The sequence below is a fragment of the Gordonia amicalis genome (assembly GCF_022059885.1).
GTDB lineage: Bacteria > Actinomycetota > Actinomycetes > Mycobacteriales > Mycobacteriaceae > Gordonia > Gordonia amicalis.
In genome coordinates this window covers 3,279,079-3,293,276 of record NZ_CP091855.1, presented here as the reverse complement: position 1 = coordinate 3,293,276, position 14,198 = coordinate 3,279,079, and the positions used below count along the sequence as shown (strand labels likewise).

The following is a 14,198-nucleotide window of genomic DNA, read 5'->3' as shown; positions in this document are numbered from 1 at the left end:
ACCGGCCGCGCCATGGCGATCGGCGTCGTCGATTTCGCTAGCCGCGGTAGAACATTGGTTACCGAGCGCCATGGCAGTGTCGGCTTGATGGGAAACCTGTTCACGCAGGGACACGACCGCTGATCTCAACGCACCGTATACGCCAATGCCTTCCGTGCACTCACCTAAATAGTTGTTCCAAGCGACACCACGTAGAAGTTTAGATGCCATGTCCAGTTCCGCAGCCGCGTCGGTAGCGACCGCGGCTCGCCGCTCCCACTGCGCACGCTCTGAGCGCAGTAAGTGCTCATTCCCATGCGGACTCACCGGCATAGCCGGTGCAGGCTTGGGCAATAACGAGTCATCCGAGAACGGTGTCGTCACAAGTCCCCCTCACGCTTGCGCGCCCCGACGGCGCCCCACCCTCGCCGAACAGACTAGCGTGGCCCGCCGATTCCGCCATCCGATCCCACTCGCTGTGGAGTCTGAGGCAAGGGCAAGGGGTTCCCACCAACCCCCGCGGCCGAACTCCTCGGACTTGCGTGTGGGGAGCACCTGTAGTGCGAGTGTGGCCACCGAGCCCAAGCCCGGTGGCCACACCCCAATAACAACCGACTACGCCCGCCGACGCCCCCGCTTCCGATTCGCGAGGTGGTACGAGTCCCGCGACATCTTGGACGCGTACCCCGGACCCTCGACCCGGGCCTGAGCACCCAGCATCTCGATGCTCCGCAACTCCTGTTCGATCAGCGCGTGCTCCTCGGGAGTCGCGAACGCCGACGCCCGTCGAAGCTGATCAGCGGACTCTTCCAGGAGCGCTTCAGCCGCACCCACCTCACCGGTCTCGTAGGCCTTCGACGCCTCGAGCTTCGCGGCCTGCCCCTCCTGGTACAGCCGCTCCGATTCGACCTTCGGGTCCGGCACGCGACCCGACGCCTCGTCACCCGGAACCACATTCACCGAAATTGGCAGCGACACCGCGTGTTCGGTGAGCGTGGCAGTCTCCACATACCGCAGTTCAAGGGTCGCGATCTGTGCCAACCCGAGAGCGGCCAGCCCGTCGACCTTCATCCGCAGCAACAGCTTTCGCGTCTCGAGCGCATAGAAGTCACCGAGCTCGATCATCACCTCGCCGTCGGCGGTCTGGTGCGCCGGCAGGTCGTTGTAGAGCGACAACGCTGTCACCTGCGGGATGAAGCGCACGGTCAGCGTCACGACCTGCGCCGACTTCGACAGCAGGCCCTCGATCTCGCCGGCGATCGCTGCGCCCGCGGCGTCGGGATTGTCGGCGAACACGTGGTTGCCGTTGCCCGCGCGCGCCATCGCCGACAGCAGCGTCTCGTCGTAGCCGCGCCCGTACCCCAGCGTGGACGTGACGATCCCGTCGGACGACGCCTTCGAGGTGATGCTCGCGAACTTGTCGACCTCGCAGATGCCGCGGTTCACGTGGCCGTCGCTGATGATCATCACCGTGCCGCCGGAGATGCCGGTCCCCTGGGCGCTGCGTCGCAGTTCTCGCAGGCCCAGCAGGTATCCCGACGACAGGTCGGTGCAGCCACCGGCGGCGATCGACCCGATCGCGGCTACCGCTTGCTGCTTGTCCGACAGGGGAGCGGCCGGCACGACGACCTGCGCGTCGTCGTCGAAGGTGACCACGCCGAACGCATCCGACGGATCCAGTTGCGCGACGACGCCGGCGAGCGCCTTCTTCGCACCCTCGAGCGGACTGCCGGACATCGACCCGCTCCGATCGAGCACCACCTGCACAGCAGTGGGGGTGCGTGTGATGTCAGTCCCCGCGGGAGCCTGCAGTTCCAGCAGAACAGTCACTTCATCGGCGGTCTCGTGGGCCACCATCCCGACGTCCAGAGCAGCGGAGAGTTTCATCATTCTTCCTTCCTCCGTCTCGGCATCCGATCGAGACGGCGACTTTGCGCGAATCTGAGAATAGACCTTTACGCAGACATTCGCATAGCCTTTTGCTGTGACCACTCGTTCGACGACGCTCACCGACTACCCACGACCGAACGTGGCCGTCGACATCGCAGTCCTGACCGTCTCCGACGGCACGCTGAATGTCGTGATCCAGCGCGACGAGCAGGGGAGGGCTGCGTTGCCGGGGCGGTTCGTCCGGGAGCGGCGCACTGTCGAGGAGACGGTGCGCGAGGTGCTCGAACTGAAACTGGGGCTCTCGCCCGATCACGTCCGACCGCACCTGTTGGCCGTCTTCAGTGATCCTGACCGGGATCCTCGCGGGTGGACGATCTCGGTCGCGCATGCTGTGGCCCTGTCGGCCGTCGAATTGTCCGACGTCACGGGCGAACTCGCGCCCGTGACACCAACCGGGCAGCTGGCGTCAGGGGAGCGGGTCCTTTACGACCACGCCGAGATCATTGCAGCGGCCACCGACAAACTCCGCGAACGCTACGAAGACCAGCCCGACCCGGACAATCTCCTGCGACCTCCGTACACACTGTCGGAGCTGCGCGAACTGCATGAAGCGATCCTCGGACGGCGGCTGATGCGGGACTCGTTCAACCGGCGCGCGCAGCCATTGCTCGCACCGCAGCTCGACGCCGACGGCAAACCTGCGACGCGGGTCGGCGGCGGCCGCCCGGCACGGTTGTACGCGAAAGATGCGCCACCAACCGCGACCTTCGGGTGGCGGTTACCCAGCCCGAGGCCCGACACTCAGTAGCGGCCACGCGACATCACCGGACGACGCACCCAGGATCCGCAGCGTCGTGCGACCTCCGAACAAAAGGAACTCGATGACAGACTCCCAGGCCCCGCTGCGTCGCGCACTCGGTCTCCACGACGCGGTGCTGGTCGGGCTCGGGGCGATGCTCGGCGCCGGAATCTTCGTCGCGCTCGCGCCGGCGGCCGCCGCTGCCGGTTCGTGGCTGCTGGTCGGCCTCGCGATCGCCGGCGTCGTCGCCTATTGCAACGCAACATCTTCCGCACGGTTGGCGGCTCTCTATCCGGTCTCGGGTGGCACCTACGTGTACGGCCGGGAGCGCCTCGGCGAATTCTGGGGGTACCTCGCAGGCTGGGCGTTCGTCATCGGCAAGACTGCGTCGTGCGCGGCGATGGCGCTGACGGTCGGGGTGTATGTGTGGCCGAATCACGCCCACGCGGTCGCGGTGGCCGCCGTGGTCGCGTTGACCGCGGTGAACTACGCGGGAGTACAGAAGGCGGCGTGGCTGACGCGGATCATCGTCGCCTTCGTGCTGGCGGTACTGGCCGCGGTGGTGGTGTCCGCGTTCGCGTCCGATGTCGCCAGTCCCGACAATCTGACGCTGAGCTCGGACGCCAGCGTGCTCGGCGTGCTGCAGGCGGCCGGCCTGCTGTTCTTCGCCTTCGCGGGATACGCACGGATTGCGACGCTGGGCGAGGAGGTCCGCGAACCGGCCCGCACGATTCCTCGTGCGATTGGCATCTCCCTGGGACTCACCCTTGTGGTCTACGCGCTGGTCGCGGCCGCGGCCCTCAGTGTTCTCGGGGCCGATGGGCTCGGCGACGCCGCAGCACCTTTGACGGCTGTCGCGGAGGCAGCAGGAGTCGACTGGCTGGTCCCTGTCGTCCGCGTCGGCGCTGCGGTCGCGGCGATCGGCTCCCTGCTCGCACTCATCCTCGGCGTCTCGAGGACCGTGTTGGCGATGTCCCGCGACGGTCATCTGCCGCGTCCACTGGCCGCCGTGCACGCGCGGACGCAGGTCCCGCATCGCGCCGAGCTGGTGGTCGGTGCGGTGGTTGCGGTGGTCGCCGCCACCGCGGATGTCCGCGCGGCCATCGGGTTCTCGTCGTTCGGCGTACTTCTCTATTACGCCGTCGCCAACGCGTCGGCGTTCACGCTGACCCGCGAGGAGAACCGTCCCGCGCGAGCCATCCCCGTGGTGGGTGTCATCGGGTGCGTGGTGGTGGCGTTCACGTTGCCGCTCACCTCGGTGCTCGCCGGGATGGTCGTCCTCGGCGTCGGAGCCGGCGTGTACGCGGTTCGCAGTACCCGTCGGCAACGACGATAGGGCTCAGGACGGAGCGGTCGTCACCAAAACTGCCCCTTCGGCAGTCGCGCTCGTGCGGTCGACGGCCAGCCGCCAGTCGTGTCGATGCGCCAGTTCTTGGGTGGGCACGTGAAATCCATCCACCGGCCGTGTCCGAGGTACAGCGAATACGCCTCCTCGTCGGGGAAGTTGCCCATACGCACAAAGATGACCGTCCCGTCGGCGGTGCCGCGGTACCACCCGTCGTCGTCCGGGTCGCAGCAGAAGTCGACCTTCGCGCCGAGCGCGGCCTCGAGATCCGGAACCGTCGCGGCTCTCGTCACCATGGCGTCCTCAATCCTCGAACCATGCCGACTCGACCATCTCGGTCAGGGCCGATCTCTCGCGATCATCCTCCGATGCGGTCCAACCAGAGCAATCCAGAAGACTGACGACGTTGGCTCGTTGGTACAGAACGTGTCTCGTCGCCGAGAAGTATCGGTCGCCGCTGCTGTCGAGGTACGTCCCGATCTGCCGAGTCGAACCTGCTGTCCGATCGGTGATCGGACCGCGGACGGCGGACAGTTCTGTCCAGCCCGGCCGTCGTCGCGCGTCGGTGAAGGCGTCGTCGAGGAGGTCGTTCACGTCGATCCCCGCGTCGACGATGAATCGCGTGAACGCGACGGTGAGACCACCGCGGGCATGGGAACGTAGCCGGGGACGCGGGTCGTACTGCATCAAAGTGCCCATGGTCGCCGCATCGGGATCGGCACGCCATGGTCGGGGATCGACGCTCACCTGCACTTTTCCGGGAATCGTGTCCGAATCCGTCACTCGCGCAACCGAAACAGCCATCAATCGCACACGGTCATAGATGCCGACGGGATGCATGGGATGAATGAAACACGATGGTCAGGCCCACCGGGCGGTGGGCCTGACCATCGTGTGATGTCTTATCAGGTGGCTGCTCTCAGGAAGGAGCGTTCGTCACGGGTGGACGCCGCGCTGGTTCAGCCACATCTGCGGGTTGATCTTCTTGCCGTTGGCATCCCAGACCTCGTAGTGCAGGTGGGGACCGGTGGACTGGCCGCGGTTACCGACGGTGGCGATCTTCTGACCGGCAGTGACGTGCTGACCGGGGCGGACGAAGCTCTGATCAACGTGGCCGAAGACGCCGGTGGTGCCGTCGTCCTGCTTCACGCGGACCCACTGCCCGAAGCCGGAGGCCGGGCCGGACTCGAGGACGACTCCGTCGGTCACGGCGTAGATGGGGGTGCCGATCTTGTTGGCGATGTCGACTCCGTTGTGATTGGTGCCCCAACGCGGGCCATAGCCCGACGTCACGGTGCCGCTGACAGGCTTGACGGCCTTGCGGATGCCCGGGTGGCCGGGCACGGCGGGAGTGAATACCGACGGCGGCAGGATGTCGCGAGCGAACTTGTCGACCTCGGGCGGCAGGACCAGTCCGGCCGGCATCTTCACGCTCTCCGGCAGCGCGATCTTCGCCGCCGGGGGCGCGGGCTGGGCTGCAGCCTGTGCAGCGTTGCCAACGGCGAGGCCGATCGCGCCGACAAAGGCGACGAGCGCACCGGCTCGCACCGCCTTGCGGGTGCGGGTGTGCGTCGAGTGATGAGCGTTCATGGGGTGTAGAGGCACAGCTTTTCCGTCTCGGTAACGATTTGGTATCGGGCAGGACACGGCGAGGTTACCCACACGGACCTGAGCTGCTCCTTAGAAAGCGGGCTCAAGGTGGGCGAGCTCACTTCTGAGCGACTGATTGCCGAGGTCAACGTGGGCCCGGTCACCTTTCGGGCGTCGTCGCGATGGCGTTTGTGCAGGTCGCTTCTCCACGTCGCTGGGCGATGGGTGCGGTGACCGGGTCGCAAGAACACGGGACGCGATCTCGACGGTCGGGCGGCGGCCGCGACGACGCGGTGGAACCGATGCTGTGGACAGCCGCCGCGAGGACCTGGGCCGGGTGATCTAGCATCATCCGGCACGGGGATGAAGGTCGGGGGATTCGATGACTGTCACGTATGCGGGTGAGGTGCGCGCCTACCTGTCCGGGTTCGGCGATCCGCCGAGGCTCTACGACGCCCTGCGCGAGGCGCACCTGTCGGTGCCGCTCGACGTCCACGGACGATTCTTCACCCTGGTCCAGGGCGGGCTGCCCTGGATGCTCGCGTTCACGACGCCCCAGCGTCTGCGCGACTTCGCCGACCTGACCGACCGCGACCCCGCCGAGGTCACCTACATCGACGTCCAGGGCCAGGCACTCATCGACGAGGTGCTCGACAAAGCCCCGGAACCGACGGGCCTCGTCGTCGACCCGATGACACCCACGCAGATGACTTTCCCTCCGCTGAAGGACTTCACCCCGCACTGTTACTACGACGACGAGGGCGAGATCATCCGATGACTGAGAAGCTGACTGTCGATCCGGACGACATCAAGAAGGCCGGCGAGGGAATCAACGGCGTGATCGACGGTCTCGGAGACACCGGCGCCGCGGCCGGGTACACCGCAGCGCTCGGCCGGGGATACGGGGATCTCGACCTCGACGGCAAGTCGATCGGTCACGCCGATCCCAAAGCCGGACTCGAGGAATACTGCGATCGCTGGGAATGGGGGGTTCGGGCGCTCGTCACAGGCGCGGCCGAACTGTCGCGCGGACTCGGACTCGGGGCGAGTCACTATGAGCGCGAGGAGAAGTGGGCCGAAGGTCAGTTCAAAGACATGGTGATGGACATCGCCGGTGACCCGAGCCTGACTCCCGAGGACATCAAGAAGATGTCGTGGGGCGACCTGTGGGATCACAACCGCAACGTGCTGACGAATCCGGAATGGTCGCTGAGCGACGCCGAGAAACAGCGTCACCTCGACTTCGCCGAGGAGAACCGCGAGAGTTTCTTGAATGACCTCGCGACCATCAAGCGTCACCAGATGGACCCGCGAACCCTGATCGAAGACACCATGGATGGATTCGAGCGGGAGGGCTTCACAGCCGGCGAGCCCCCGGGCGACGAACGTACGGTTCGAGCGCCAGATTCAGCTGGGACACCGCATGACTGAGGTCGCCTGAATGGATCCATTCGGCATCATCGAGGGCGGACGGGAATTCGTCGGCGGACTCGTCGACGGTGCCACCGATCTCGTCGGCAAGGGTCTCCGTGCAGTAGGGCTCGAGACGATCGCGATCGAAGTCGAGGACTTCGGAGATGACATCGCGAATTCGATGGGCGCCATGCCCGACGAGAAAGAACTGGGAAGAACGAACGACCCGAAAGAGCTCATCCTCGGGGATCCCGGCGCGATCACCGCAGCCGCAGGCACATTCGAGGGATTCGCAGGCAACTTCACGAAGGCCGGAGAAGGACTCCGCGGAATCTCGGCCGGCAACTGGGCCGGTGACGGCGCTGACGGATTCCACGACGCCATGGGCCAGCAGGTTCCGCGGTGGTTCGCCGCCGCCGAGGCCGCGTCGAATGCCGCTGCAGCTCTGACGAAATGGGCAGGCGTCGTCGAGTTCGCCCAGCAGAAGGCAACCGACGCCATCCGGATATGGGAGGAAGGCGAACGTCTACGCGACGAATGGAAAGCCAAGGCCGAAACCTACAACGCCGAACTCGACGATTATCGGAACGACCGCCGCGACACCCCGCCCGTCCATCCCGGACCGAACCCCTGGCCAGAGTATCAACGCGAGGCGAGACGAGTCCTGAAAGTCGGTCGTGATCACCGGAATTCGGCTGCACCAGGCACGAAATCCGAACTCAGCGCCGCCGCGAACCTGGCACCGCCCATGCCCTCAGCCTTCGAACAGGCTCAGATGGAGGCCAAAGACATCGGAGCCGGCGCCGCCACGGCGTTCAACCATTTCGAGTTCGGGCTCATCGGCGCGGGGACCGAGATGTTCAAGTCGCTGTGGATGCTCGCCCCGCAGAATCCGTACAACGTCGCCAGACCGCATCAGTACGTACGCAACTCCGCCGGGCTGATCATTGGCATCACCAACCAGGTCGCCCACCCCGACGCCGCTGTCCGAAACTTTGTCGGTGGCGGATGGTCGACCGATCCGGCGAGCAGCTTCGGCACCTTGCTCGGAAATGTGGCGGCGACTGCCGCTCCGGGACCCAAAGGTCTGTCACTTCTCAAACTCACCAAAGCGGCGCCCGACGTACCGACACCGTCCCCCAGGCCGCACGCCGGAACAGCTCCCGATGCGCCGGCGCCCACCGCCCCGACGTCTCCCACCCCGTCTGCGCCCCATCCGGCATCTCCCGACGGCTCGGCGCCCACACCCGGAGCCACCCCGTCCCGAGATCTGCCTGTCCACCACGGACCCGATCTACCCACTCATGAGAGACCGCTTCCACCAGAGCCCGACCCCGGTCCCACTCCCGGAACGCCAGCCCAATCCGAATCGTCGTCCTCGGCCCCCGTGCCAGATCATGCTGCCCCGCCACCGGGTCCACCCGAACCCACACCCGCAGCGGGGCCACCGCACTCGCCCACACCACGTTCCGATTCCGCCACGCCCGATCAACCCGTCGGCGGCGGTACCTTCGACAGTCCATCACCGACCTCGCCACACTCAGGTGACCCAGCTCCTACATCCACACCGGCAGCCACTTCGGCGACGCGAACAGACGCACCGGACGCGTCCACGCCGGACGCGGGAGACACCACACCGGGCGGTAGGGGATCAGGTGATGACGACCCGCCAGGTCCTGATCGCGGAGAAACGACCACACCCGCCGTCGAACACAGTCCCGGTGGCAATTCACTGTCAACCAAGAACGACGGTGACGCCGGCGGACAGAACGTGGGGCATCACGACGACCCAGACGCCCGCGGAAGCGACGTCACACCGACCAATGTTGACCATGCACCGACCAAATCGGATGGCGACGGCATAGGGCAACCGGTCGTGCGCAACGACGAACCTTCAGGTCCCTATCCGTCCAAACCCGTCGACGACAACGCGTCGCCTGGACCACACCCTGTTCGTCCGGATGCGGACACACCCGGGCCCAACGCGCGGCCGACACCGACGGTCCATCCCGAGTCACCTGTCGGGTCACACAACGGACCCGACGCCTCGACGAGGACTCCCTCAGATGGTCAGTCACCGAACGGGACGCCGGTCGTACCTGTCTCTGGACCGCACCCGGTGTCGGGGCCGCACGCTCCTTCACACGCCGTGCCGGACGCAGGCCAGCCGAAGCCCACCAGCGCACCGGTCAGTCCTGGTGCTGCCGCCAGAGCCGACACGCCTGCCGCACCTCCACGGGCCCCCGATCACACACCCGACCGCACCACACCGGCGCGGACCACCCCGGACAACGCCACCCCTGCACGCGATGGCGCTCGGCCGACTCCGTCGAACGCTCACAACGTGCCGGAACCGACTGGCCGGCACACTCCGGACCGCGACGCCGGGAGTCCCACCAACACGCGGATCATGCCGGACGACCGGCCGATTCCGCCGGCTGCGTTCCCGGACCGTCCGATCACACCTGATCGTTCGCCCACACCGAATCACCGCGACACGACGCCGGATTCGCCCTCGTCGCCGCGAAACCCCGACCAGCCGAATGGTCCCGACTCGGATAACCCCGAGATCGACCACGACACCCGTGAGGCCCACGACCCGGCGAACCCCGGGCGCACCGACGAAGGCGCTCCCGATCGTGCCGATACCAGCGAGGGCAACGAGGCACCGACCCAATGCCGCAGCAACGGCGAACCGGTCAACGTCGCATCAGGGGAGTACTTCCTGCCGCTGACCGACGTCGAGTTGCCGGGCGTACTCCCGCTGCGCCTGACGCATCGTCATCGTTCGCGGTATCGATGGGGCCGCTGGATGGGCCCGACCACACCGTCGAGCTTCGACGCGCGGGCCCTCGTCGGCGACGAACTCGTCACGATCGTCGACGCCGACGGCACTTTGACGAATTTCCCTAAGCCCGAGGGTGATTCGGTGTCGCGGAGTGTCAACGCGTCCGATTGGGAGCTACGGACGACCCCCACGGGCGGCTATCAGGTCACCCACGTCCGCGACCGGGTGAGCTGGTTCTTCGTTCCGATCCCCGAGCTCGGCGGCGTCGACGTGCGCGCCGGGGATATCGCGGTCTCGGCGATGACCGACCGCCACCACAATCGATTCGAGTTCATCTTCGACGACCGCGGACGACCGTCGGCGGTGGAACATTCGGCCGGCTACCGGATCGAGGTGCGGTGCGACGGCGCCCGTATCCTCGGTTACCGGCTGACCGCAGGCGTGGACGGTGTCCCGGTCGACCAGCAGTTGAGCACCTTCGACTATCACCAGGGCAATCTCGCGGCGGTTACCAACGCAGTCGGTGGCACAACGTATTTCGGCTACGACGACGCCGCGCGCATGACCTGGTGGCGTGACTCGCTGGGCATGGAGTACTGGAACCGCTACGACGACCTCGGACGCGTGACGATCCAGTCCGGCATGAACGGTGTGTGGTCGGGCCGATTCGAGTACCACCTCCGCCCAGATGGCCTCGGCTCGTACACGACCTACCGCGACGCCGTCGGCGCGACCACCGTATACGGCATCGACACCGACGGACGCGTGCGCCAAGAATCCGATCCCGCCGGACGCGTCACCGCGACCGACTACAACGCCAACCGTCAGCCGCTGTCGATCACCAGTCCGGGTGGCGCGCGTACGTTGCTGCGCTACAACGCGTTCGGCGACGTCGAGCAGATCGTCGCGCCCGACGGGAAGGTCACCGAGGTCTCCTACGCTGGGCCCGGACAGCCAGAGCGGATCGTCGAACCGGGCGGCATCACGACGCGAATCGGTCACGACGACAACGGTTTACCGACCAGCGTCGTCGACAACGCCGGTGCGGTCACCAGCTATACGTATGACGAGCACGGCGCGCTGACGTCGCGCACCGACCCTGACGGCGTTGTCGTACGTTATCGCAACAACGCTGCCGGGCTTCCGGTCGCGATCTCGGACACGCTCGGCAACACCACGCGGATCACCTACGACGGCTTCGGACGGCCGACAGAGGTCGTCGACGCCGAGGGCGCACGGACCGTCGTCACCTACGACGCGATGGGTAACCGAACGAGTGTCATCGCGCCGGACGGCGGTCGGTCGCGATGGGAGTACGACGGCGAAGGCAACTGCGTCGCATACACCGATCCCGTCGGCGCCGTAACCCGTTGGGAGTACGGGCATTACGACCTGCCGGTCGCACGGATCGACGCCGACGGGTCTCGCACCGAGTTCAGCTACGACGCCACACGTCGCCTGGTCGCGGTCACCAACCCCGACGACCTGGTGTGGACATACACCTACAACGCAGACGGGTCCCTGGCGTCGGAGACGGACTTCAACAACGCGACAACGACGTATATCTACGAGGGTGAGGGTCGACTGACGTCACGCACGAACGATGCGGGTCAGACGGTGTCCTTCACCTACGACGCGGCAGGTCGCCTCATCATCGACCGGACTGCCGACCCGATCAACCCAGACCTCGACGGCGAGACAACGGAATACAGCTTCGATGCCGCTGGTCGACTCGAGAGCGCGACCGGTGTCTTTGGGCGCTGGCATACGAGTTACACCGCTGCTGGGCTGCCGCAGCTCACCGGTGTTGATGACGGTCAGAGCGACTGGGTCATCGAGTCTGCCTGGACTGGTGCAGGACGCCTGGCCTCGCTCACGTCGCCGACAGGCGTCAACACTCGGTACGGATACGACCCGCGTGGTGTTCTCGACTTCCTGTCCAGCGCCGGACGCTCCTGCGACATCACCACGAGCCCGACGGGTCGCGAGCAGCGTCGGCGGTTCGAGGGCTCGGCGATCGATTCGACGTGGGACCCGGTGGGCCGCCTTATCGGGCGGACCATCATGGACGTGGCGGAGCGACCGTCGGGTTTGAATCTCGGCGTCGGTGGAACGAGCGCGGGGGAGAAGCGGCCCGATCGGACTGTCGCAGCTGCCGAGTACAGCTACCGTTCTGACGGCATCCTCACCAGTTTGACGTCGACACTGACCGCTGGTCGTACCGACTACCGGGTCGACGTGCTCGGGCGGGTGGTCGCCGCGACGAGTCCCTCGGGGTCTGAGCAGTTCTCGTTCGACGCGACCGGCAACATCACCGAGTACGCCTCCACGGGTGAGAGTAACCACGACCCCGAGGTGCGAGGCGCCAGCGACCCATCGCTCCCTGAGGTGCGAGGCGCCAGCGACCCCTTGCTCCCTGAGGTGCGAGGCGCCAGCCGAGCCTCGAAGGGCCGCCGCCGCTACTCCGGCACCCTCCTCGTCGACGACGGCCGCACCTCCTACCGCTACGACGCCGCCGGTCGGGCTATCTCGATGAGTCGTCGGCGGCTGTCACGCAAACCGGATGTCTGGCACTACGTCTGGGATGCCCACGATCACCTGCGGTCGGTGACCACCCCGGATGGCACGGCGTGGTCCTACACCTACGACCACGTGGGACGACGACTGTCGAAGACGAACCAGTCGACCGGCGCAACCACACGCTTTCACTGGCACGGCGAGCATCTCGTCGAGCAGATCGACATCGCGCCTGGTCCCGAGCAGGAGTTGCAGGCGACCACGTGGAGTTATTCGCCGGCCGCCTTCGTCCCGCTGGCGCAGACTTCCACATCCGAGCCGATCAGCCCGATCGAGGATGGGCCAGGGCCCGGTGGCACAAGTGGGCAGGACGGCGATCTCAGTCTGAATCTCGGCGGCAGGACTCCCGCTACGCAACCGGCGCTGCAGTGGTCGCAGTCAGAAGTCGACCGGGAGTTCTTCGCGATCGTGACCGACCAGATCGCCGCACCGACCGCGCTGATCGAACCGAACACAGGCGAAGTCGCCGGCCGATCGGTCAGGACTCTGTATGGCAAGACCGCATGGACCGGAGCATCAACACCCTGGTCGTACCCCGGTCAGTACTTGGACACCGAGACCGGACTGCACTACAACCGTCACCGCTATTATCACCCGAGCACCGGTCTGTACCTCAGTCCGGACCCACTCGGGCTGGCGCCGGCGCCGAACCCTTATGCCTATCCGCGTAACCCAACGATCTGGGCCGACCCTCTCGGATTGGCGCCGACCGGCTCTTGCGACGACTCGAGTAGGAGGCGCCGAGGTCGCGACGTCCATAGCGCCGATGACGCGCAACCCAACCGACCTCCGGATAGATCTCCGGAAGGTGCAGGACGTCGTGGCGCGTTCCGTCAGGCCAAGCGAGATTGGGGAATCCCGGTGTCACAGCATCCGTATGAGGTGCTCGAGAACCTCGATAGACGGGAAAATAGGCAGCCCGGTTACAGGTATAGGTTTAGAGTGAACGGTCGGACAATCGAAATCCGTGACGATGCTGGCGGACACGTCTTCGCAGATGATCCCCGCCAGAATCGGGGCCCACATTTCAATACCCCAGATGGCGAACACTATGACTATTGAGATCGAAATTGAGGATGCGAGCACGTGGAGAAACTTCACGCCACTAGAACGTGCTGATTTATTCGTCCTGGACATCAATGTCAAGCGCCGCAGTATTCACGAAGCGCGAGGTCATGAAGAGATCGCCGAGATGATCGTGGACCGGATGGGCGACAACCCAGAGTGGAAGTGGCAGCTACGAGTGTTCACCGTCCACGACGTGATCCCGAATCGTCTGGCTCGGCTGCGGCTTGAGCGTAGCGGACCTTGGTCTCAGTTTCCGGAACTATTAGCGGACACGGGGATACAACGAGTCTCATTACTACACGACTATGACGATGGCACGACTCAAGCGCTCGGTTATGCTGACGTACCCCTCACGGTGGCGTACTTCGGAGCGGTTTCTCATGGGAATGCAATCGGTGTCGTCCGTCGTCGCGACACACCAAGCAGGGCCGTAGGAGCGTTTGGCCACGAACCCGTTGGCCGCGAGAAGCTCCTGTTTGAGTCGGTGAGACTCATCGAAAAGGGCGAGCTGGTTATACGTTCATATGGTGCATTTGACGATCGAGACCACGGGTTTCAGTTTTTCGGCGACTACGACACAGTAAGCGCGATGAAAGATGTTATCCAGAAGAATTAACTGCAGTTCGAAGAAGAAGCCGAACACCGGTAATCTGGCTCTTCCCGATTGACGGTTGGATCTGACCCCGGTAGTCGATGTGGCAGGTCCCCGATAGCCGGTCCAGGCAGTTCTAGAGCCAGTTCCTTCTAGC

10 protein-coding genes are annotated in these 14,198 nt (G+C 65.6%); 6 read left to right on the top strand and 4 right to left on the bottom strand.

Features of this window, described 5'->3' with window-relative positions:
• Positions 1-594 precede the first annotated feature (594 nt).
• The gene (locus IHQ52_RS15085) at positions 595-1,866 is read right to left on the bottom strand and encodes a vWA domain-containing protein (RefSeq protein WP_024497994.1); all 1,272 of its coding nucleotides are present in this window, start codon (positions 1,864-1,866) and stop codon (positions 595-597) included.
• Between the two features lie 97 nt (positions 1,867-1,963).
• On the opposite strand from IHQ52_RS15085, the gene IHQ52_RS15080 reads away from it, so the two are divergent.
• Together IHQ52_RS15080 and IHQ52_RS15075 are read left to right on the top strand one after the other, a co-directional pair.
• Positions 1,964-2,677, top strand: coding sequence for an NUDIX hydrolase (locus IHQ52_RS15080; RefSeq protein ID WP_024497993.1), 714 nt, complete (start codon positions 1,964-1,966; stop codon positions 2,675-2,677).
• Between the two features lie 73 nt (positions 2,678-2,750).
• The gene (locus tag IHQ52_RS15075) at positions 2,751-4,004 is read left to right on the top strand and encodes an APC family permease (RefSeq protein WP_024497992.1); all 1,254 of its coding nucleotides are present in this window, start codon (positions 2,751-2,753) and stop codon (positions 4,002-4,004) included.
• Between the two features lie 20 nt (positions 4,005-4,024).
• Here the strand turns inward: IHQ52_RS15075 and IHQ52_RS15070 are convergent, their stop codons facing one another.
• The 3 genes from IHQ52_RS15070 to IHQ52_RS15060 form a co-directional block, all read right to left on the bottom strand.
• Complete coding sequence (locus tag IHQ52_RS15070; protein ID WP_024497991.1) at positions 4,025-4,309, bottom strand: hypothetical protein; 285 nt, start codon at positions 4,307-4,309, stop codon at positions 4,025-4,027.
• Positions 4,310-4,316: 7 nt separating this feature from the next.
• The gene (locus IHQ52_RS15065) at positions 4,317-4,796 is read right to left on the bottom strand and encodes a hypothetical protein (RefSeq protein ID WP_051349568.1); all 480 of its coding nucleotides are present in this window, start codon (positions 4,794-4,796) and stop codon (positions 4,317-4,319) included.
• 153 nt (positions 4,797-4,949) lie between these two features.
• Positions 4,950-5,603 carry a M23 family metallopeptidase gene (locus tag IHQ52_RS15060; protein WP_024497989.1) on the bottom strand — a complete coding sequence of 218 codons (654 nt, stop codon included), beginning with the start codon at positions 5,601-5,603 and terminating at the stop codon, positions 4,950-4,952.
• Between the two features lie 382 nt (positions 5,604-5,985).
• Here IHQ52_RS15060 and IHQ52_RS15055 point away from each other — a divergent pair, with 382 nt between their 5' ends.
• The 4 genes from IHQ52_RS15055 to IHQ52_RS15040 are packed head-to-tail and all read left to right on the top strand — an operon-like array spanning position 5,986 to position 14,065.
• Positions 5,986-6,381, top strand: coding sequence for an SseB family protein (locus tag IHQ52_RS15055; protein WP_024497988.1), 396 nt, complete (start codon positions 5,986-5,988; stop codon positions 6,379-6,381).
• Complete coding sequence (locus IHQ52_RS15050; protein WP_024497987.1) at positions 6,378-7,034, top strand: hypothetical protein; 657 nt, start codon at positions 6,378-6,380, stop codon at positions 7,032-7,034. Before IHQ52_RS15055 ends, IHQ52_RS15050 begins: the two co-directional genes overlap by 4 nt.
• Before the next feature lie 10 nt (positions 7,035-7,044).
• Entirely contained in the window at positions 7,045-13,443 is a 6,399-nt protein-coding gene (locus IHQ52_RS15045; RefSeq protein ID WP_024497986.1) for a putative T7SS-secreted protein, read from the top strand.
• Positions 13,433-14,065 carry a hypothetical protein gene (locus IHQ52_RS15040; protein WP_024497985.1) on the top strand — a complete coding sequence of 211 codons (633 nt, stop codon included), beginning with the start codon at positions 13,433-13,435 and terminating at the stop codon, positions 14,063-14,065. Before IHQ52_RS15045 ends, IHQ52_RS15040 begins: the two co-directional genes overlap by 11 nt.
• Positions 14,066-14,198 lie beyond the last annotated feature (133 nt).